Source organism: Hephaestia sp. MAHUQ-44 (assembly GCF_023806085.1).
Taxonomy (GTDB): domain Bacteria; phylum Pseudomonadota; class Alphaproteobacteria; order Sphingomonadales; family Sphingomonadaceae; genus Sphingomonas.
In genome coordinates this window covers 188,324-209,707 of sequence record NZ_JAMSLX010000003.1, presented here as the reverse complement: position 1 = coordinate 209,707, position 21,384 = coordinate 188,324, and the positions used below count along the sequence as shown (strand labels likewise).

Sequence of the window (21,384 nt, the reverse complement as noted above, 5' to 3'; positions counted from 1 at the left end):
CGATGCGGCGGCCGATCATCACGGCGCGACCGCGCGGCCATGAAACAACGGGGAGGGGTCGATGATGAATCGTCGGATTTCAGGAAGAACGCCTGCGACGATGCGGGTGCGCTCGGCGCTGGCTGCGGGGGGCATCATGTTCGCGGTTGTGAGCATCGGAGCCGCGGTGCAGGCGCAGGATCGCACGGCGCCGGTCGATCTCGCCGATCCGCTGGTCGGCACCGCCCCGCTCGACCGCCAGGACCTGATCGGCAACGCGCCGCCGCCGGGCGAGCCGGTCTATTCGGGGCAAACCTCGCCAGGCGCGCGGTTGCCGCACGCCTCGGTCGAGGCCGCGCCGATCAACAACAATATCGAGCTTCTGTACCCCAACGGCGTCGCCGTTCCTTATTATTACACCAACCCGACGATGTTCGGCTTCACCGGCGGTGGTGGCTCGACCTATGGCGGTGGCGCCGAGCCGATCATCATGCCGGTGGTGGGCGATTGGTCGGTGCCGCCGGCGTATCGCCCGTCTTATTATGACAAGGCGCGCGAGAAGGCGGCGCCGGGCTATTATTCGGTCTATCTCGACAGTTTCGACACCGAGGCGGAACTGACCGCGACGCGCTGGGCGAGCGTGATGCGTTTTACCTTTCCCGAGAGCCCGCGATCGAACGTCATCATCAATTTCCCGCGCCACGGCGGCACCGTGGAGGTCGTCGGCGATGCCAAGGTACGTGGTGTTTCGGAGCAAAGCCGCGCCACCGACGGCGCCTATTTCGTTGCCGAATTCTCGAAGCCGTTCACCGCGCTCGGCACCTTTCGCAAGGATCCGGGGGCGCATGAGGGCTGGGGAATCGGGGCCAGCGATGTTGCCCCCGGCCGCCGCGATGTCTCGGGCAGCTATGCTGGCAGCTACGTGACCTTCAACACCCGCAAGGGCGAGCAGGTGCTGGTGAAGATGGCGCACGGCACCAGCTATGCGCAGGCCGAGCAGCGGCTGCGCGACGAGGTGCCGGGCTGGGATTTCGATCGCGTCCACGCCGCCGCGCGCAGCGAATGGTCCGATTTGCTCAACCGCGTCCAGGTGACGGGCGGGACGCCCAAGCAGCGCAAATTGTTCTATTCGACGCTGTTCCAGTCGTTCGCCTCGCCGCGGCTGATCGCGGCCCAGGGCGAGCAATTCGCCGACACCAACGGCAAGGTGCAGACCGCGACGCACGATCGCTACGGCCCGGTGCCGTTCTGGGATACCGGCCGCAACCAGATCGTGCTGCTCGAATTGATGGAGCCCGAGGTCGTCCAGAACATCATGGCCTCCGAACTCGATATGGCGCGCGAGAAGGGGTATATGAATACCTCGTTCCACGGCGATAACGCGGTGTTCCTCTATCTCGGCGCGTGGGAGCGCGGCATCCCGTTCGATTACGAGGCCGCGTACGAATATCTGCGCAAGAACGCGGTCGATCCCAAGGGGCCGCGCGGCTATCTCGCCGAATATATCAAGCAGGGCTGGATTTCGGATATCGTGCCGGATCACAATCCCAGCCCGCCTTATGCCGGCGGCAAGGCGGGGGCTGCGACCACGATGGAATATGCGTGGGACGATTATGCGCTAGCGCAATACGCCAAAAAGCTTGGCAAGACCGACGATTACACAATGTTCCTCAAGCGCGCGGGCAATTACGCTAACGTGTTCGACAAATCGATCGGGTTCATCCGTGGGCGTACCGCCGACGGCAAATGGATATCGCCCTTCGACCCACAGGAACCGTACTACAATTTCATGATGAAAGAGGCGTCGGGCTGGTCGACCCTGTGGCTGGCGCCGCACGATGTGCAGGGGCTGATCGGGCTGCTCGGCGGGCGCGACAAGTTCAACGCCAAGCTCGATGAGTTTTTCACCAAACCGTACAATCCCACCGGCATCTGCCGCGACTGTACCGGGATGATCGGGCAATATGTCCACGGCAACCAGCCCGACCAGCAGGCGCCTTATTATTACAATTGGAGCGGCCAGCCGTGGAAGACGCAGGCGCTCGTCCGCAAGATCCTCGATCTGATGTACGGCAGCGATGCCGCGGGGTACGGCTATGCGGGGATGGACGATCAGGGCGCGACCTCGTCGTGGTACATGCTGAGCGCGATGGGATTCTATCCGGTCGATCCGTCGAGCCAGACGTATATCATCGGCAGCCCGGTGTTCGACGACGCACGGCTGGACATGGGCAACGGCAAGACGCTGCGGATCGTCGCGAAGAACAATTCGCCGACCAACGTCTACATCCAGTCGGCGACGCTCAACGGCAAGCCGTGGAACAAGACCTGGTTCAGCCATGACGACATCAAGCAGGGCGCGACCTTCGTCTTCACGATGGGGGCGCAACCCAACAAGAAATGGGGCTCGGCCCCCGATGCCGCGCCGCCATCGATGACGGCGCGCTGACACCCATCCGCCGGACAGCCCCCGCCGTTCCATCATGCGGCGGGGGCCGGAGCCCGGGATCGTCCCTTCCTTCCCCTTGCGATCCCGGGCTTCAGTTACCCACACGGCGCGTCGCGCCACAGGAGACAGCCTATGCGCACCGCGCTCGGTTTCGTGGCTTTGCTGGCAATGTCGGTGGCGGGGGGCGCAGTATCGGCGCAAACCCCCGCAACGGGCATCAGCCCGATCCCCGCGACCGATCTGATGACACACTGGGGCAAGGCGGTGACCCCCGACAATGCGTGGCGCAGCTATCCGCGCCCACAATTGGAGCGCGCACGCTGGCTCAACCTCAACGGGCTGTGGGACTATGCGATCGCGCCCAAGGCGGCCGCACTGCCCGCGCGGATGGACGGGCAGGTGCTGGTGCCCTTCCCGATCGAATCCAAGCTCTCGCGCGTCACCCGCAAGGTCACCCCCGATGACCGCATCTGGTATCGGCGCAGCTTCACCGTGCCCGCCGACTGGGCGGGCGAGCATGTCATGCTCAATTTCGGCGCGGTCGATTACGAGACAATGGTGCACGTCAACGGATCGGTCGTCGGCAGCCACAAGGGCGGGTTCGACGCGTTCGGCTTCGATATCACCGCTTATCTGAAACCGGGCGCGAACGAATTGATCGTCGAGGTGACCGACCCGACCAGCGCGGGCACCCAGCCGCGCGGCAAGCAGATCCTCGATCCGTCGGGCATCTGGTACACCGCCGTCAGCGGTATCTGGCAGACGGTATGGATCGAGCCGGTGCCCAGGCTCCACATCGCCGACGTGCGCGCGACGCCCGATATCGATCGTGGCGTGATCGACGTTGCGGTCGCCTTGAACGGCTGGGCGACCGATACCGACGCGGTGCGGCTGACCGCGAGCGCGGGCGGCAAACAAATCGCGCAGACGATCATCCGCGCCAATCGCCGCGCGACGATTCGCATTCCCGATGCGCATCTGTGGTCGCCAGACGATCCGTATCTGTACGACCTCAAGGCCGAACTGGTGACGGTGCGCGACCCCTATAGGAGCGAAAAGGAGCGCGACCGGGCGGCATACGACTCGCGCTTCACGCAGCACGAGCGCGAGGTCTATGCCGGTGCCACCGTCACCGGCGCCCCGCGCGACAGCGTCAACGCCTATTTCGCGATGCGCAAGATTTCGATCGGGCCGGGCAAGGTGCAGGGCCAGCCCGCGATCCTGCTCAACAACCGGCCCGTCTTCCAGAACGGCACGCTCGATCAGGGCTGGTGGCCCGACGGGCTCTACACGCCGCCCTCTGAAGAGGCGATGAAGAGCGATCTCGTCTTTCTGAAGAAAGCGGGGTTCAACATGCTGCGCAAGCACATCAAGGTCGAGCCCGCGCGTTATTATTACGACGCCGATCATCTCGGGATGCTGATCTGGCAGGACATGCCATCGGGCGGGGGCGAGGATCAATTCCTGGCCGGGACCAGCCAGTATCAGGCGGTGTTTCCGGGCGAGGCGATCGCCGAGCAGCAGAAGGAGCTCGCCGAGATGATCGGCGAACTGCGCGCCTTCCCGTCGATCGTGATGTGGGTGGTCAATAACGAGGGCTGGGGCCAGTACGATTCCGCGACGCTGGCGCGATACGTGAAGGGGATTGATCCCTCACGGCTGGTCAACGCCGATTCGGGGTGGCTCGATGTCGCGCCCGAGGCGTCCGACGTGCTCGACATCCATAGCTATGAGGACGTGCCCCGCACCCCGCCGCATCAGGCCAGCCGCGCGATCGTGCTGGGCGAATATGGTGGCATCGGCCTGCCGGTGGCGGGCCATATCTGGCGGCCGGGCAAGAAGAACTGGGGCTATCAGGTCGCGACCGGCGAGCAGGATTATCTCGCCCGCTTCCGCCGCAAGATGGATGCGGTGATCCGGCAGGCGAAAGAGGCGGGGCTGAGCGCCGCGGTCTACACCCAGACCACCGATGTCGAGGACGAGATCAACGGCTTGCTGACCTATGATCGCGCGGCGCCCAAGGCGCCCGCCGAGGCGCTGGCGCGCATCGCCGCACCACTCCGGGGAGACTGATACAGGCACCGAGAGAGGCGTTTTGGCGCGATTGACGAGCGTGACATCACCGCGATTGCCGCGGCGGTGAATGCTGCCTGTCGCGGTGAAACGGCGCGGAAACGCGTCGATTCGATGCCAATCTGTGGGGTCTTTGCAACGGGTTTTGGGAAGCATCATGCGGCTCCACGAATTCATTTGACAAATTGCTTTTCATATTATGAATTCAGTACCGCATCGGTCCAATGGACGCGAGCCGGCGATGGGGCCGGGGAGAATGAACGGGAGCGCATAGCCCCGTCATGGGAGGAGAGACGTCGACATGAAGGCTCAAAACACATATCGATCGGCCGACCGCCGAGAGCGCCTCGTGCGCCATCTGATGCTCACCGCGGGTGCTGTCGTCGGGCTGTGTGGCGCCGGCCAGGCTTCCGCACAGGCCAGCGCCGAGGCGCCGGTGCAGGCAAGCGAAGCGCCGCAGGATTCGAGTTCGATCGTCGTTACCGGCTATCGCGAGTCGATCGAAAAGAGCCTCGAGCAGAAGCGCGAGGCCAATGCCTTCATCGACGTCATCACCGCCGAGGACGTCGGCAAGTTTCCCGACAAGAACGTCGCCGACTCGCTCCAGCGCGTGCCGGGCATCATCATCTCGCGCGATGGCGGCGAGGGCAGCCGCGTCAGCATCCGCGGGCTCAGCTCCGATCTGACGCTGACCGAACTCAACGGCAACTTCATCGCCTCGACCGGCGGCGATCCGTCGCGCTCGTTCGATTACCTGCTGCTGCCGTCGAGCTTCATCGGCAGCGTCGAGGTGTACAAATCGTCCGAAGCGCGGCTCGACGAAGGCGGCGTCGGCGGCGTCATCATCAACCACACGCGCAAGCCGTTCGATCTCAAGCCGTGGTCGGGCAATATCCAGGCCGAGGGCACCTATGCCGACGTGACCGACAAGATCGAGCCGTCGGTCTCTGGCCTTATCTCATGGAAAGACCCGAGCGAGCGGATCGGCTTCCTGGTCGGCGCGACCTATCAGCAGCGCACCAACCGTTCGCTGTCGGCGAATACCGAGAGCTGGCATTGGTGGACCGACGACAAGACCACCAATCCCGCGGTCGACGTCAACGGCAATCCGTTCTCGAACGACGACGCTATCTCCTATTGGAACAGCGGCAAAAATGCGGGCACCACGACCCGCGACGGCCAGCATTACAGCGGTTATTGGGCGCCGCAGTCGGTCGACGAGAACATCTTCGACCAGAAGCGCAAGCGGCTGGGCATCCAGGCGACGGCGCAGATGCGGCCGTTCGACAATCTGACGATCACCGCCAATTACTTCCGGTTCGAGCTTGACGGCAATTACCGCTCGAACACGATCAAGATCCCCGAATGGGGCTATGGCAATTTCTTCACCGGCGCGACGCTCGACCCCAGCGGCACGATCTTCACCGGTGCCTCGTTCGAGGTGCCGCCCGAAGGCACCGAGTGCCGCGTGCCCGGCAAGATGTGCACGATGGAAACGCCGGCGCCGCAGAATACGCTGACGCGGGAAAAGACCGTCTCGAACACCTATGACGTTCAGGGCGAATGGACGAAGGATCGCCTCGACGTTCATTTCGCGGTCGGCAAGACGCGTTCCAAAGGCGGCCCGGCGTTCCAGTTCTTCGCGCAGGCCAAGCCACGCAACGGCACCGACAACGGCAATCACCTGAGCGCGTGGAACTTCACCGACCAGAGCGTGGCGATGGCGTTCTCGCCCGACATGCTGCAGAACATGCTCAACGGCACCGCGCAGATCGATCTTGGATCGACCGGATCGGGCTTCTCCAACAGCACGCTTTCACAGCGTTACGCGCAGGTCGACGTGACGCGCCACTTCGATAGCTTCATCGATTCGGTGCAGGTGGGCGCCAAATGGCGCGACGCGGCGATCCATCGCGAGACCGGGCGGTTCGAATGGTATTCGGACGCCGCGAACACGCGGCGTTTCCAGGACACGCCGGGCGGTGCGCTGGCGCTGCCGGAAATCTTCTATCCCGACGGGCTGGGCAATATCGCGGGCGGCTTCGAGGCGAGCGCCTTTCCCGCGATCAACATGGATAAATATATCGCGTATCTGAACGATACGTACAACGGCCCGGTGCGCGTGCCCGAGCCGCAGAACCGCTACGATATCGGCGAGCGGATCTGGGCGGGCTATGCCCAGCTCAATTTCAAGACCGACACCATTCGCGGCAATATCGGCGTGCGCGTCGCCAACACCAAGCAGTCGGGCAGGTCGACCGACGTCATCACCTATGAGAACGAATATTGCGTCGACGGCCCCGGCGGCGATTTCGATCCGAACAAGCCGAAGGGTGAGGACGGCAACTGCCTCGTCATCCCGCAGGATGGCGATCCCACCGCCACCCCGCCGGTGCCGCCGCGCCAGGTCAAGGTGTTCAGCCCGAACAGCGAATCGAAGAGCTACACCGACATTCTGCCCAGCTTCAACATCAGTTGGGAGCCGATGCAGAACCTGCTGGTTCGCGGCGCGGTGGCGAAGGTGGTCGCGCGGCCGGGCTATGGCGATCTCGCCGGCGCGCGGTCGCTGACCTTCAATTCCGACGCGTTCGTGTTCGACCGGGCCGAATTCGGGGCGCTGCCGGGCTGGTTCGGCGGCGGCGGCAATTTCAATCTGAAGCCGTTCAATGCGTGGCAATACGACCTTGGCGTCGAATGGTATTTCCATCGCGGCTCGGTGCTGGGCGCGACCTTGTTCCGCAAGGACGTGCACGATTTCATCGTGCCGATCGTGATGGACATCCAGAGCGAAGTCGCCGGCGAGATGGTGACCATCCAGCAATATTCGACGCAGGCCAACGGCTCGTCGGCGGTGTCGCAGGGCATCGAGCTTTACGCCCAGCATACGCTGGACTTCGGGCTCGGCGCGCAGGTGAACTTCACCTATAACGACACCTCGGTCGCCGACGTCAGCCTGAACGGCGAGAAGATCGGCACCTCGCCGCTGGTCGGCAGCGCCAAGACGCAGGTCAACGCGTCGCTGTTCTACGAGCACGGCCCCGTTCTGCTGCGCGCGTCGTACAACCGGCGCGGCGAGGTCGTGGGTGGCCTGCAATCGGGGCTGAACATCTATTCGGACCCGTATGAGCAGGTCGATCTCAACGCATCGTACGATCTGTTCGACAACCTCCAGTTGACCGCCTCGGTGATCAACCTGACCAAGTCGGAACAGCGCCAGCATCTTGGCAACGACACCAAGGACCGGTTCATCTCGAACGTTTATTCGGGCCGCCGGTTCTACGTCGGCATGTCGTTCAAGTTCTGACGCACGCGTGAGAAGGTGAGAAGGTCGGGGCGGTTTCCTTATCCGGAAACCGCCCCGCCTTGTCGGTAACGGGCGCAAGGATCGAACGCGGCATGACTCCATTCAAGCTATCCGTGACGGGCGGACTTTGCGCGCTGGCGGCGGTGCCGGTGCTTGCCGCCAACCCGATCGTGCCGGGCTGGTATGCCGATCCCGAAATCCGGGTCTTCGACGGGCAATATTGGATTTATCCAACCTATTCGGATCATGACGGCACGCCTGACGTCTCGCCCGAATTCACCGAGGCGCAAAAGGACTTGCGCAAGAACAAGATGGTCCGGCCGTCCTACGGCATCCAGACCTTCTTCAACGCCTTCTCCTCGCCCGATCTGGTCCATTGGACCAAACACGAGCATGTGCTCGACGTCGCCGATGTTTCCTGGGCGGGCTATGCGGTGTGGGCGCCATCGGCGATCGAGAAGGACGGCAAATATTACCTCTTCTTCGGCGCCAACGACATCCAGAAGGACGGCGAGACCGGCGGGATCGGGGTCGCGGTTGCCGACAGCCCGGCCGGACCGTTCAAGGACGCGATCGGCAAGCCGCTGATCTCGCGCTTCCACAACGGCGCGCAGCCGATCGACCAGTTCGTCTATCGCGACGATGACGGGCAATTCTATCTTTATTATGGCGGCTGGGGGCATTGCAACGTCGTGCGCCTCGGCGACGATCTGACCTCGATCGAGCCGTTCCCCGATGGCGAGACGTTCAAGGAGATCACGCCGCCCGGCTATGTCGAGGGCTCGTTCCTCGTGAAGCGCAAGGGTGTGTATTACCTGATGTGGTCCGAAGGCGGCTGGACCGGCCCCGATTACAGCGTCGCCTATGCGATGGGGCCGCGCGCGACGGGGCCGTTCAGGCCGATGGGCAAGATCCTCAGCCAGGATTTCAGAATCGCGCGCGGCGCGGGGCACCATTCGGTGGTCAACGTGCCCGGCACCGACGACTGGTATATCGTCTATCACCGCCGGCCGCTTGGCGATGACAAGGGCGAGCATCGCGAGATGGCGATCGATCGGATGGTGTTCCGACCTGACGGCACGATCGCGCCGGTGAAAATGACCAACGAGGGCGTGACACCGCGCCCGCTGCCGCGCTGAGCGGGGACAAGGGGAGACAGGATTTGAAGACGATCAGGCGCCTCGCGCTCAGGACCGCCGCCACCGCGCTCGTGCTGACGAGCCTTACCCCGGCGGCGCTGGCGCAGGCCGCGCCCGCGGCGCAGGAATCGTTCGTCGATCTGGTCAATCCCTTGATGGGGACCGATTCGAGCTATCGGCTGTCGTATGGCAACACCTATCCGGCGGTCGCGGTGCCGTGGGGGATGAACAGCTGGACCCCGGTGACCGGCGAGCCCGGCAGCGGCTGGGGCTACACCTATGCCGGCGAGAAGATCAACGGCATCAAGCAGACCCATCAGCCCAGCCCGTGGATGAACGATTACGCGGCCTTTTCGCTGTTCGCCGAGACCGGGCCGCTCAGGATCAGGGAAGATGAGCGCGCGAGCTGGTTCAGCCACAAGGCCGAGCAGGCGCATCCCTATTCGTACAAGGTCTATCTCGCCGATTATAACGTCACCGCCGAGGTGACGCCGACGACACGCGCCGCGCAATTCCGCTTCACCTTCCCCAAGAGCGACGATGCGCACATCATCCTCGACGCGCTCGACGGCGGCTCGAAGGTGACGATCGACGCGAAGAACCGCCGTATCACCGGCTATGTCCGCAACAACCACGGCGGCGTGCCCGACAATTTCCACAATTATTTCGTCGCCGAATTCGATCGCGATTTCTCGGTCACGCGGACCTGGGACGACAATTGGCAGCTCAGTGCCGATACCACCCGCGAGGCCGGGCATGTCGGCGCGGTGGTGAGCTTCAAGACCAGCGCGGGCGAGCAGGTCCACGTCAAGGTCGCGTCGTCGTTCATCAGCCCCGAACAGGCGCTGCTCAACCTCAAGACCGAGATCGGCAACGACGCGTTCGACACCACCAGGGCCAAGGCCAAGGCGGCGTGGGAGGCAGAACTGTCGCGCATCCGCGTCACCGATCCGAACCTCGACAATCGCCGTACCTTCTATTCGGCGCTGTACCGGATGCTGCAATTCCCGCGCATGTTCCACGAGCACGATGCGCGCGGCAAGATCGTCCATTACAGCCCGTATGACGGCAAGGTGCATGACGGCTACATGTTCACCGACAACGGCTTCTGGGACACCTGGCGCGCGGTCTTTCCCTTCTTCGCGCTGATGTATCCCGAGCGCGACAGCCAGATGATGCAGGGGCTGGTCAACACCTATAGGGAAGGCGGCTGGCTGCCCGAATGGGCGAGCCCCGGCTATCGCGACGTGATGATCGGGTCCAACTCGGCGAACCTGATCGCCGACGCCTATATCAACGGCGTGCGCGGCTTCGACGCCGAGACGCTGTACGAAGCGATGATCAAGAACGCGACGACCAGCGAGGGGCGCCCCAAGGACAAGAAAGGCCGGGTCATCGGCGCGGTCGGGCGCGAGGGCGTCGAATATTACAACCGGCTCGGCTATGTGCCCTATGATGTCGGCATCAACGAGAATGCCGCGCGCACGCTCGAATATGCGACCGCCGATTTCTCGATCTCGCAAATGGCCAAGGCGTTGGGCAAGACCGCGGACGCCGAGAAATATGCCGCGCAGGCGCAGAATTACCGCAAATTGTACGATCCCGAGAGCGGCTGGATTCGTGGCCGCAATCAGGACGGGTCATGGGCGACGCCGTTCAATCCGTACAAATGGGGCGATGCCTTCACCGAGGGCAATGCGCTGCATTACAGCTGGGCGATCATGCAGGACGTGCAGGGGCTGATCGATCTGATGGGCGGGCGGCAGAAATTCGTCGACCGGCTCGATGCGATCTTCACCGCGCCGCCGATCTTCGACGACAGCTATTACGGGCAGGTGATCCACGAGATCCGCGAGATGCAGATCGTCAACATGGGCCAATATGCGCACGGCAACCAGCCGATCCAGCACATGATCTATCTGTACGACTGGGCCGGTGCGCCGTGGAAGACACAATATCACGTCCGCGACGTGATGAAGCGGCTCTACTCGCCCGCGCCCGACGGCTATCCGGGCGACGAGGATAACGGCCAGACCTCGGCCTGGTATGTGTTCTCGGCGCTGGGCTTCTATCCGGTGACGCCGGCGGTGGGCGAATATGCGATCGGCAGCCCGCTGTTCCAGAACGTCTCGCTGGCGATGCCGGGCGGCAAGACGCTGACGATCGAGGCCGAGAATAACGGGCCCGACAATGTCTATATCCAGTCGGTGACGTTCAACGGCCAGCCGGTCAGCAAAACCTATCTGACGCATGATGCGCTGCGGCAGGGCGGGGTGCTCAAATTCGTGATGGGCGCGACCCCCAACAAGCAATGGGGCAGCGCACCGGGCGATGTGCCGTTTTCGATGAGCAAGCCGGTGAAATAGCCAGCGATCACCCTGGAGTTGGTCGGCGTTTATCCCTTTCGGACAGGTAATTACAGGATCACTCCTGCAACCGCTCCCCGGCGAAGGCCGGGGTCCAGTTACGACCGGCCCGATGCTGGACCCCGACCTTCGCCGGGGAGGGAATGGGAATACGAGATCGAAGGGGGTCATCGGTCAACTTGTTCCGGGGGCCAACGTGCCTCAAGCGCTGGCGCTCGGGCAGGGTTGGATGCCGGAACGAGTCCGGCATGACGGCTATTTGTCGATCGCCTCGCGCAGCGCGCGGACGCGGTCGGCGCTGGTGTGGTGGCGCGGCGCCGCCAAGCCGAGGTGGGACAGCGTGTGGTTCCGGCAGATGTGCGCGCATGAGGCGTGGATCTCATCGATCCCGATCGCCAGCAACCGATCGACATTGTTCGCATCGATTCCGCTGCCGGCCATCAGCGTGATCGCGTCGCCGGCGCGGGCGCGCATCGCCTGCAGCGTGACGCGGCCGTCGATCGCGTGGGAGGCGCCGCCTGACGATAGAACACGATCGAAACCGAGCGCGATCGCGGTGTCGATGGCGGCGACCGGATCGGAAAGCGTGTCGATCGCGCGGTGGAGCGTCGTCGTCAGACCGTGCTGCGTCGCACATCCGATCAGGCGCTCGAGGACCGGCGCGTCGAGTGTGTCGCCGCGGGTCGCGCCGAACACCACGCCGGCCAGCCCGGCGCTGGCGATCGCGGCGATGTCGCCTTCCATCTGCGCGACCTCGGCGGTGTCATAGGCGAAGGCGCCGGCGTGTGGGCGGACCATCGCGTGGCAGGGCAGGGGCTGCTGTGCCGCGAGCGCGATCAACCCCGGCGAGGGCGTGAGCCCGCCGAGGCCGAGCGCGCTGCACAACTCGATCCGGTCGGCGCCACCGGCGCGGGCGGCCTCAAGGCTGGCGATCGTATCGACGCAGATTTCGAGAATTCGGACCATGCGCCTTCATCCTCCACCCGTGCAAAAGGTGCAATCGTCGTCCCAATCAATTAGAAAAGTAAATTGGCTATTGTTTTCGAGGGCCGCCGCTGTCTACACTTGCGGCTTCGACTGCGGCGCGCGGAATCAACGGCGTCGCGATGCAGGGAGAGGGACATGACCGGCCTTGTGCGACCCGCGCGCTGCGACCGCTGCTCCCGGGACATGAGGGAGTTGCCGCGATGAGTTTTCACCGACGCGACGTGATGGCGGGCGCTGGGGCGCTGGCCGTCGCCGGCCTGATGCCCGCCGCCGCGCGCGCCGCCGATCGGGTGAGCAAGCGCCCCGCACCGGCGCAGCGCAATTTCACCAGCCCCGCGATCGAGGCCGAGATCGCGCGTGTGAAGGCGAAGATCGCCGACCCCGAACTCGCGTGGCTGTTCGAGAATTGCTACCCGAACACGCTCGACACGACGGTGCAGACGGGCACGATCGACGGCAAACCCGACACCTTCGTCCTGACCGGCGACATCGAGGCGATGTGGCTGCGCGACAGTTCGGCGCAGGTGCAGCCCTATGTCCATCTCGTGGCGAAGGACGCCAAGCTCAAGCGGCTGTTCCAGGGGCTGATCCAGCGGCAGGCGCGGTGCATCCTGATCGACCCTTATGCCAATGCGTTCGACAAGGACCCGACCGCGCCGTCGCGGCTCGAATGGTCGCAGACCGACCAGACCGAGATGAAGCCGGGGGTTGCCGAGCGCAAGTGGGAGATCGATTCGCTCTGCTACCCGATGCGGCTGTCGCATGAATATTGGAAGCGCACGCGCGACAAGGCGCCGTTCGACAATATTTGGAGCCGCGCGATGGCGCTCGCGGTCGAGACGTTCCGCGTCCAGCAGCGCAAGGAGGGGCCGGGGCCGTATCATTTCCAGCGCAAGGCCCTTGCGCCGACCGACAGCCTGATGCTCGGCGGCTATGGCTCTCCGACGAAGAAGATCGGGCTGATCCATTCGATGTTCCGGCCTTCCGACGATGCGTGCCTCTATCCGTTCCTGATCCCGTCGAACCTGTTCGCGGTGTCGGCGCTGCGCCAGATGGCGACAGTCCAGCGCGAGGCGCGGGGCGATGCCAAGGCGGCGGCCGAGGCCGAGGCGCTCGCGGCCGAGGTCGAAGGAGTGCTGAAGCAGCATGCGCTCGTCCCCGACGGCGCGGGCGGGCAGGTGTGGGCGTATGAGATCGACGGCTTCGGCAATTGGGTGTTCATGGACGACGCCAATGTGCCGAGCCTGTCGGGCCTCGCGCTGATCGACGCCGCCGATCGCAACGATCCGCTGTTCCGCCGCACCGCCGCGCTCGCGTGGAGCGAACGCAATCCCTATTTCTTCTCCGGGAAGGCGGCCGAGGGGATCGGCGGGCCGCATATCGGGCTGGATATGATCTGGCCGATGTCGATCATCACGCGGGCGATGAACGCCGATGACGACGCGACGATCCTGCAATGCCTGCGCTGGCTCAAGACCACGCATGGCGGCACCGGCTTCATGCACGAATCGTTCAACAAGGACGATCCGACCAACTTCACGCGAAGCTGGTTCGCGTGGGCCAATGCGCTGTTCGGCCAGTTGATCGTCGAGATCGCCGACAAGCGCCCTGCGCTGCTCGCGCAGCCGCTCTGAATCGAACCGGAGGAACAGCGATGATCGCCACCAGCCGCCGCCAGCTTCTTGTGACCACGGGCCTTGTCGCGATCGGGGGGGCGATGGCCGGGTGCGCCGGACCGGTCGGCGCCGAAGCCTTGCCGACGCCCGGCAAGCCCGATCTGTTCATCGGCACCGGGGGGCACGGCCACACCTTTCCCGGTGCGTCGCTGCCGTTCGGGATGGCGCAGCTCAGCCCCGATACCAACACCCATGGCTGGGATGCGTGCTCGGGCTACCATCAGAAGGATGGCTCGATCATGGGGTTCAGCCATACTCATCTGTCGGGCACCGGGATCGGCGACATGCTCGACGTGCTGGTGGTGCCGACGCGGCAGCCGCTCAAGCTCGAGCCGGGGTCGATCGAGAAGCCGGACGAAGGCTATCGCCAGCGCTATTCAGACGAACATGCCGAGCCGGGTTATTACCGCGTCCGGCTCGAATCGGGGGTGCTTGCCGAACTGACCGTCACCGAACGCTGCGGGTTGCATCGTTATCGCTTCGGCCAGGGGCCGGGGCACATCCTGATCGATTTCGCGCACGCGATCGAGGACGATTGGGACAAGGGTGTAGTGGTCGAGCAGGCGTCGCTGACGCTCGATCCCGACGGCACGTTGACGGGGGGGCGGCAGGTCAACCGCTGGGCCAAGGGCCGGCGCATCCATTTCGCGATGCAGCTGTCGCGCACGCCCAGCCGCGTCCAATTCTTCGGCGATGACGGCAAGCCCGTGACCGATGGCACGACGGCGATTCGGGGCAACAAGCTCAAGGTTGCGCTTTTCTTCGACGAGGCGGGCGGTGCGCCGATCTTGATCAAGACCGGGCTGTCGGCGGTCGACGTCAAGGGCGCGCGCGACGCGCTGGCCGCCGAGGCGCCGGGCTGGGATTTCGACGGCGCGACCAGTGCCGCGCGCGCGGCCTGGGCCAAGGCGCTGGGGACGATCCGGGTCGCGGGCGGCACCGAGGCGCAGCGCACGATCATGACGAGCGCGCTCTATCATGCGCAACTTGCACCGACGCTCTTCACCGATCGCGACGGCCGCTATGTCGGGCTCGACCGGCAGGTGCATACCGCGCCCAGGGGCGAGGAAGCGTACAGCACCTATTCGCTGTGGGACACCTATCGCGCGCTGCATCCGCTGCTGACGCTGATCCAGCCCGAGCATGCCGCATTGCTGACGCGCGACATGTGCCGCCAGACCGCCGAGAGCCCCGCGGGGCCGCTGGTGTGGCCGCTCCAGGGCGTCGAGACCGCGTGCATGATCGGGTGGCACGGCGTCTCGGTGCTCGCCGAGGCGCACGCCAAGGGGATCAAGGCCGATTATGCCGCAGCCTGGCCCAACATCCGGCGCCGCGCGTTCGACCGGACATTCAAGGATATCGACAGCACGCTGGGGCGCGGCTTCTATTACGACCTCGGCTATATCCCGGCCGATGAAGTGTGGGAGTCGGTGAGCCGCACGCAGGAATATGCCTATGACGATTGGGCGATGGCGCACATCGCCGAGGCGGTGGGGGCGACCGAGGATGCCGCGGCGCTGCGCAAGCGCTCGCAGAACTACCGGAACGTCATCGATCCGTCGGTGGGCTTCGCGCGGCCACGCTTCAAGGACGGGAGCTGGTGGAAGGATTACGACCCGATCCAGATCGGCCACAACGTCCCCAAGTGGCGCGATTACACCGAAGCCAACGGCTGGCAGGCGACCTTCCTCAACCAGCATGACGTTTATGGGCTGATCGCGCATTTTGGTGGCGATGCGGCGTTCGAGAAGAAGCTCGACGGCCTGTTCAACGCGCCCTCGACGCTGCCCGACAATGCGCCGCCCGATATTTCGGGGCTGGTGGGGCAATATGCGCACGGCAACGAGCCCGATCACCACGTCGCGTATCTTTATGCTTATTGCGGCACGCCGTGGAAGACGCAGGCGATGGTGCGCCGGCTGCTTACCGAGATGTACAAGGCCGATCCCGATGGCGTGATCGGCAATGACGATTGCGGGCAGATGAGTGCGTGGTTCATCCTCTCGGCGTTCGGCTTCTATCCAGTCGATCCGGTGAGTGCGGTCTATGTGTTCGGATCGCCGCTGTTCGACGTGGCCGAGATGGATCTGGGCGGCGGCAAGACGTTGATCGTGCGCGCGAACGGCAATGCGCCCGACCGGCCGTATATCCAGTCGGTGCGCTGGAACGGCGCGCCGTGGAGCAAGAACTGGATTGCGCATGCCGATCTGGTGACAGGCGGCGAACTCGTGTTCGAGATGGGGGCCAAGCCATCGAGCTTCGGCAGCGCCGCGGCCGATCGCCCGCCGTCTTTCGGGCACGATGCGGGGGAGGGCGGCACCGTCTGAATTATGGAAACTGGCGCATTACAGCGGCTGCGGCGTGAGAATGGGGCGATACCCGCGGCGGGAGAGTTTATGATTACAGGATCGCATTCAGGCGCGTGCGGAGAGGTCGCCCCGGCCACGCCGCGCAGGCCGCAGCGCATGGGAACCGATTCGTGAACGGCGGCGGCGAACCCGCGCGGCGCCCGTTCGCAGGCGTTGAACTGGGCGGCACCAAGTGTATTTGCACGCTGGCGAACGGCCCCGCTGAGGTGATCGATCAGCGGACTATCCCGACGACGATCCCGTCAGAGACCTTGCCCGCGATCATCGCGACGCTGGAGGCATGGGATCGCGGCTCGGGTTTTGCGGCGCTCGGTATTGCCTCGTTCGGGCCGCTCGATCTCAATCCGCGATCGCCGCGGCACGGGCGCGTGCTCGCGACCAACAAGCCGCAATGGCCCGGTGCCGATGTGCTGGGTGAGATTGCCGCGCGCTTCGCGGTGCCGGTGGGGTTCGATACCGACGTCAATGGCGCCGCGCTGGCCGAGATCGCGTGGGGCGCGGGGCAGGGGCTCGACGATTTCGCTTATGTGACGGTGGGGACCGGGGTCGGCGTCGGGCTGATCGTCCATGGCAAGCCCACGCGCGGGATCGGGCATAGCGAGATCGGGCATATCCGCGTGCCGCGGCTGGCGGACGATACGGCCGCGAGCGTGTGCCGCTATCATCCCGATTGCGTCGAGGGGCTGGCTTCGGGCAGCGCGCTCAAGGCGCGCGTCGGCGGGCGACCGGTGAGCGAGATCGCGCCCGACGATCCGGTCTGGGAACCGATCGTCCATACGCTGGCGGCGATGGTGCATGCGATGGTCTGCGCGACCGGGCCGCTGCGCGTCGCGATCGGCGGCGGGGTGCTGGCGCGCCAGCCGCATCTGATCGAGCGCATCAACGGCGCGGTGATCGACAGCCTTGGCGGCTATATGCCGCTGCCCACCGATGGCCCCTATGTCGTCGCGCCGCAACTGGGCGCGATGGCGGGGCCGCTGGGGGCGATCGCGCTGGCGATCGCGGCCGAGGCCGAGGCCAGAGTTTAGGGCCGGTCCGGTTCCAACGGAACCGGACCGGCTCCGGATTATCTTTTGTTTGCCGTGATTTCCGAGTCGCCAGATGATTCCATCTGGCTCGAAATCACTCTAATCGATCGTCGGGATCATCAGGCCGTTGACGACATGCATCATGCCCGACGTGTCGCGGATGTCGCCGGTTTCGACATAGCTCTTGTTGCCGCCGACATCGGTGAGCGCAATTGTCGTGCCGACGAGGCTTAGCGTCAGCGGCTCGCCTTCGGCTGTCGTCAGTGACGTGGTGCCACCGCCTGCGGCGATTCGGGCCTTGAGATCGGCGACGGTCAGCCGACCCGGTACCACGTGATAATTGACGAGTTTGGCGAGCGCGGCTCTGTTTTCGGGCAATAGCAACGCGGCGAGCGTGCCGGGCGCGAGGCGGCCGAAGGCGGCGTCGGTGGGCGCAAAGACGGTGACCGGGCCGGGGGCGGCGAGCGCATCGGCCAGCCCCGCCGCATCGATCGCGCGCGCGAAGGTGGCGAGCGGCGGCGCCGCGCGGGCATTGTCGAGCGTACTCCACGTTTCGATCATCGCGACACCGCCCACCTGCGGGTTGGCCGGCGGCGCTGACGGGGCGACCGGCGCCACGGGGCCTGCCGCGCAGCCGGCGAGGACGAGGACGAGCCCGAGCGGGAGCAGCGCGCGGCTCATTGTGCCTCGGCCAGCACGTCGGCGAGCAGGTGGAAATCCTTTTCGCGAGGGGAGGCGCGGCGCCAGACCAGCGCGATCGAGCGCGAGGGATGCTCGGCGGCGAGCGGTCGCGCGGTGATGCTGGTATGATCGAGGATGCCCGCCTCGATCGCCATTTCGGGCAGCATCGTCACCCCGAGGCCGTTATCGACCATCTGCACGATCGTGTGGAGCGAGGTGCCCATCATCGTCGCTTCGGCGCGCAATTCGGGCCGGTTGCACGCGGCGAGGACATGATCCTTGAGGCAATGCCCGTCCTCGAGCAGCAGCAGCCGCCGCTCGTCGATCTCGTCGGCGCTGATCGACATCGGGGGAGGCTCCTCGCCCTCGGGGAACGCGACGAACAACCGATCGTCGAACAACGTGCGCGAGGCGACCTCGCCGCAGGCATAAGGCAGCGCGAGCAGCACACAATCGGTGCGGCCGTTGTTGAGCCCTTCACACGCCGCCGCGCTGGGTTCTTCGCGCAGGAACAGCTTGAGATCGGGATAGTCGCGCCTGAGGCGGGGCAGGATGCGCGGGAGCATGAACGGCGCGATCGTCGGGATCACGCTCATCCGCATCTCGCCCGACAAGGGCTTGCCCGCGGCGCGCGCCAGATCGCCGAGTTCCTCGGCCTCGCGGATCACGCGGCGCGCCTTGGCCGCCATGCGATCGCCGAGCGGGGTGAAGCGCACGACGCGGCGGGTGCGTTCGACCAGCGTGATGCCGATCAGCGTCTCAAGTTCGCGTATCCCCGCCGACAGCGTCGATTGGGTGACGAAACACGCCTCCGCCGCGCGTCCGAAATGGCCGTGATCGCGCAGCGCCACCAGATATTGGAGCTGCTTGAGCGTGGGCAGATAGGTCGTGCTCAGTGATCGCCTCCCTGATGGTCTGGGCGATCTGTAATCGATATGGGCGGTTACCGATAGCTCGCCGTCATGCCGGGAACGCGCCGGCATGACGGAACAGGCTTATGCCGCTTCGCGCTCCTCGGCGGGGAGGCGGATGAGGTAGTCGAACGCCGACAGCGCCGCCGCCGAGCCGGCGCCCGCCGCGATCACGATCTGCTTGTAGGGCACCGTGGTCGCATCGCCGGCCGCGAAGATGCCGGGCTGAGAGGTGGCGCCGCGCGCATCGATCTGGATCTCGCCGTGCGGGGTGAGCGCAACCGCGCCCTTGAGCCATTCGGTGTTGGGGACCAGCCCGATCTGGACGAAAATGCCTTCGAGCTCGATCTGGTGCTCGGTGCCGCGTTCGCGATCCTTGTAGGACAGGCCGGTCAGCTTGCTGCCGTCGCCGAACACCTCGGTCGTCAGCGCCGAGGTGATGATCTTGACGTTGGGCAGGCTGCCGAGCTTGCGCTGGAGCACCGCGTCGGCGCGCAACTGGCTGTCATATTCGATCAGCGTGACATGGCCGACCAGCCCCGCGAGATCGATCGCGGCCTCGACGCCCGAATTGCCGCCGCCGATCACCGCGACGCGCTTGTTCTTGAACAGCGGACCGTCGCAATGCGGGCAATAAGTGACACCCTTGTTGCGATACTCGTTCTCGCCCGGCACGTTCATCTGCCGCCAGCGCGCGCCGGTCGACAGGATCAGCGTGCGCGCGCGCAGCGAGGCGCCATTCTTGAGCACGATTTCGTGCAAGCCGCCTTCCTCGGCTGCGGGGATGAGCGCGGTCGCGGTCTGAAGGTTCATGACGTCGACGTCGTAATCGCCGACATGCTGTTCGAGTTGGGCAGCGAATTTGGGCCCCTCGGTGTGCGAGACCGAGATGAAATTCTCGATCGACACGGTGTCGAGCACCTGTCCGCCGAAGCGCTCGGCCGCGATGCCGGTGCGGATGCCCTTGCGCGCGGCATAGATCGCCGCCGCCGCACCCGCCGGGCCACCGCCGACGACGAGGACGTCGAACGGTTCCTTGGCGGCGAGCTTCGCGGCGGCCTTGGCCTCGGCGCCGGTATCGATCCTGGCGAGGATCTGTTCGAGTTCCTGCCGGCCTTGTGCGAACGGCGCCCCGCCCAGAAATACCTGGGGGACGGTCATGATCTCGCGGCGCTCGACCTCGTCCTTGAACAGGGCGCCGTCGATCGCGGTGTGGCGAATGCGCGGGTTGAGCGCCGCCATCGTGTTGAGCGCCTGCACCACATCGGGGCAATTGCCGCACGACAGCGAAAAATAGGTCTCGAAGACGAAATCGCCGTCGAGCGTCTTGATCTGCTCGATCAATTCGTCGCTGATCCGCGGCGGATGCCCGCCGATCTGGAGCAGCGCGAGGACGAGCGAGGTGAATTCATGGCCCAGCGGAATGCCCGCGAAACGCACGGCCGTATCGGTGCCGGTACGCTGGATCAGGAAGCTGGGTGTGCGCGCATCATCATCGTCATCGGCACGGCGCACGGTGACCATGTCGGACAGCGCCGCGATCTCGTTCAGCAATTCCTCGAGTTCGCGGCTCTTGGCGTCGTCGCCCAGGCTGGCGACGAGCTCAATGGGCACGCGGATCTTGGTAAGATAGCCCTTGAGTTGTTGCGTCAGATTGGCGTCGAGCACGACCACGAAACTCCTGTCGTTGAAGGGGAGGGGCGGCCCGGGGCAATCAGGACGGGGGTGGGGTCGATCGCCCCGGGCCGCAGGACGGCGTCCGCGCCGCGAAGGATCGCGCGCGGTGCCGAAGGGGGCCGGCCGCGTCCGATCCACCTTTTCGGGGGGACCGGCACACGACCGGGAACGAGGATCAGATCTTGCCGACGAGTTCGAGCGACGGCGCCAGCGTCTGCTCGCCTTCTTCCCACTTGGCGGGGCAGACTTCGTCCGGGTGCGCGGCGACATATTGCGCAGCCTTGACCTTGCGCAGCAGCTCGGCGGCATTGCGGCCGACGCCTTCGCTGGTGATTTCCATCAGCTGGATCACGCCCTGCGGATCGACGACGAAGGTCGCGCGGTCGGCCAGGCCCTGGCCATCGCGCAGGACATCGAAATTGGTCGAGAGCGTGTGGTTCTGATCGCCGAGCATGAAGAAATCGATCTTGCCGATCGCGGGCGAGCTATCGTGCCATGCCTTGTGGCTGAAGTGCGTATCGGTAGAGACGCTGTATACTTCGACGCCCATTTTCTGGAGAGTCGGGTAAATCCCGGCCAGATCTTCAAGCTCGGTCGGGCAGACAAAGGTGAAATCGGCGGGATAAAAGAAGAAGATCGCCCATTTGCCATTTACGTCGGCTTCGGTGACGGGAACGAACTTGCCCTGCTTGTACGCTTGGGTGCTGAATGGCTTCAGGGAATCGCCGATCTTCGCCATGGAAAC

Annotated in this window: 13 protein-coding genes and 1 pseudogene; 9 read left to right on the top strand and 5 right to left on the bottom strand. The window is 64.9% G+C overall.

Annotation, left to right across the window (positions count from 1 at the left end; all coding sequences use genetic code 11):
* The first annotated feature begins 61 nt into the window (after positions 1-61).
* The 6 genes and pseudogenes from NFE57_RS04960 to NFE57_RS04940 all read left to right on the top strand — a co-directional run bounded on the left by NFE57_RS04960 (position 62) and on the right by NFE57_RS04940 (position 11,310).
* Complete coding sequence (locus NFE57_RS04960) at positions 62-2,428, top strand: GH92 family glycosyl hydrolase (RefSeq protein ID WP_252134454.1); 2,367 nt, start codon at positions 62-64, stop codon at positions 2,426-2,428.
* A gap of 132 nt (positions 2,429-2,560) precedes the next feature.
* Positions 2,561-3,394, top strand: a pseudogene (locus tag NFE57_RS16855) (sugar-binding domain-containing protein); the annotation flags it as partial.
* Between the two features lie 204 nt (positions 3,395-3,598).
* Positions 3,599-4,501 carry a glycoside hydrolase family 2 TIM barrel-domain containing protein gene (locus NFE57_RS16850; RefSeq protein WP_382279653.1) on the top strand — a complete coding sequence of 301 codons (903 nt, stop codon included), beginning with the start codon at positions 3,599-3,601 and terminating at the stop codon, positions 4,499-4,501.
* Positions 4,502-4,850: 349 nt separating this feature from the next.
* Entirely contained in the window at positions 4,851-7,805 is a 2,955-nt protein-coding gene (locus NFE57_RS04950; protein WP_252134452.1) for a TonB-dependent receptor, read from the top strand.
* Positions 7,806-7,897: 92 nt separating this feature from the next.
* On the top strand, positions 7,898-8,944 hold the full coding sequence (locus NFE57_RS04945; RefSeq protein WP_252134451.1) for a glycoside hydrolase family 43 protein: 1,047 nt from the start codon (positions 7,898-7,900) through the stop codon (positions 8,942-8,944).
* 23 nt (positions 8,945-8,967) lie between these two features.
* Positions 8,968-11,310, top strand: coding sequence for a GH92 family glycosyl hydrolase (locus tag NFE57_RS04940; RefSeq protein ID WP_286207654.1), 2,343 nt, complete (start codon positions 8,968-8,970; stop codon positions 11,308-11,310).
* A gap of 255 nt (positions 11,311-11,565) precedes the next feature.
* Here the strand turns inward: NFE57_RS04940 and NFE57_RS04935 are convergent, their stop codons facing one another.
* Complete coding sequence (locus NFE57_RS04935) at positions 11,566-12,276, bottom strand: copper homeostasis protein CutC (protein ID WP_252134450.1); 711 nt, start codon at positions 12,274-12,276, stop codon at positions 11,566-11,568.
* Positions 12,277-12,497: 221 nt separating this feature from the next.
* Between NFE57_RS04935 and NFE57_RS04930 the strand changes: the two genes are divergently transcribed.
* From NFE57_RS04930 to NFE57_RS04920, 3 genes are all read left to right on the top strand, one after another.
* A complete protein-coding gene (locus NFE57_RS04930) occupies positions 12,498-13,931 on the top strand; it encodes a glycoside hydrolase family 125 protein (protein WP_252134449.1) in 1,434 nt (477 codons plus the stop codon).
* Positions 13,932-13,951: 20 nt separating this feature from the next.
* Positions 13,952-16,300 carry a GH92 family glycosyl hydrolase gene (locus NFE57_RS04925; RefSeq protein WP_252134448.1) on the top strand — a complete coding sequence of 783 codons (2,349 nt, stop codon included), beginning with the start codon at positions 13,952-13,954 and terminating at the stop codon, positions 16,298-16,300.
* Positions 16,301-16,452: 152 nt separating this feature from the next.
* The gene (locus NFE57_RS04920; RefSeq protein ID WP_252134447.1) at positions 16,453-17,370 is read left to right on the top strand and encodes an ROK family protein; all 918 of its coding nucleotides are present in this window, start codon (positions 16,453-16,455) and stop codon (positions 17,368-17,370) included.
* 99 nt (positions 17,371-17,469) lie between these two features.
* On the opposite strand, the gene NFE57_RS04915 is transcribed toward NFE57_RS04920, so the two are convergent.
* From NFE57_RS04915 to ahpC, 4 genes are all read right to left on the bottom strand, one after another.
* On the bottom strand, positions 17,470-18,051 hold the full coding sequence (locus NFE57_RS04915) for a fasciclin domain-containing protein (RefSeq protein WP_252134446.1): 582 nt from the start codon (positions 18,049-18,051) through the stop codon (positions 17,470-17,472).
* A complete protein-coding gene (locus tag NFE57_RS04910) occupies positions 18,048-18,947 on the bottom strand; it encodes a hydrogen peroxide-inducible genes activator (RefSeq protein WP_252134557.1) in 900 nt (299 codons plus the stop codon). Before NFE57_RS04910 ends, NFE57_RS04915 begins: the two co-directional genes overlap by 4 nt.
* Before the next feature lie 99 nt (positions 18,948-19,046).
* The gene (ahpF, locus tag NFE57_RS04905) at positions 19,047-20,630 is read right to left on the bottom strand and encodes an alkyl hydroperoxide reductase subunit F (protein ID WP_252134556.1); all 1,584 of its coding nucleotides are present in this window, start codon (positions 20,628-20,630) and stop codon (positions 19,047-19,049) included.
* Between the two features lie 184 nt (positions 20,631-20,814).
* Complete coding sequence (gene ahpC, locus NFE57_RS04900) at positions 20,815-21,378, bottom strand: alkyl hydroperoxide reductase subunit C (protein WP_252134445.1); 564 nt, start codon at positions 21,376-21,378, stop codon at positions 20,815-20,817.
* Positions 21,379-21,384: the final 6 nt, after the last annotated feature.

Coding starts and splice junctions, on each gene's coding strand:
- NFE57_RS04960 (WP_252134454.1), top strand. CDS start 62: ATGATGAATCGTCGGATTTCAGGAAGAACGCCTGCGACGATGCGGGTG.
- NFE57_RS16850 (WP_382279653.1), top strand. CDS start 3,599: ATGCGCAAGATTTCGATCGGGCCGGGCAAGGTGCAGGGCCAGCCCGCG.
- NFE57_RS04945 (WP_252134451.1), top strand. CDS start 7,898: ATGACTCCATTCAAGCTATCCGTGACGGGCGGACTTTGCGCGCTGGCG.
- NFE57_RS04935 (WP_252134450.1), bottom strand. CDS start 12,276: ATGGTCCGAATTCTCGAAATCTGCGTCGATACGATCGCCAGCCTTGAG.
- NFE57_RS04930 (WP_252134449.1), top strand. CDS start 12,498: ATGAGTTTTCACCGACGCGACGTGATGGCGGGCGCTGGGGCGCTGGCC.
- NFE57_RS04925 (WP_252134448.1), top strand. CDS start 13,952: ATGATCGCCACCAGCCGCCGCCAGCTTCTTGTGACCACGGGCCTTGTC.
- NFE57_RS04915 (WP_252134446.1), bottom strand. CDS start 18,051: ATGAGCCGCGCGCTGCTCCCGCTCGGGCTCGTCCTCGTCCTCGCCGGC.
- ahpC (WP_252134445.1), bottom strand. CDS start 21,378: ATGGCGAAGATCGGCGATTCCCTGAAGCCATTCAGCACCCAAGCGTAC.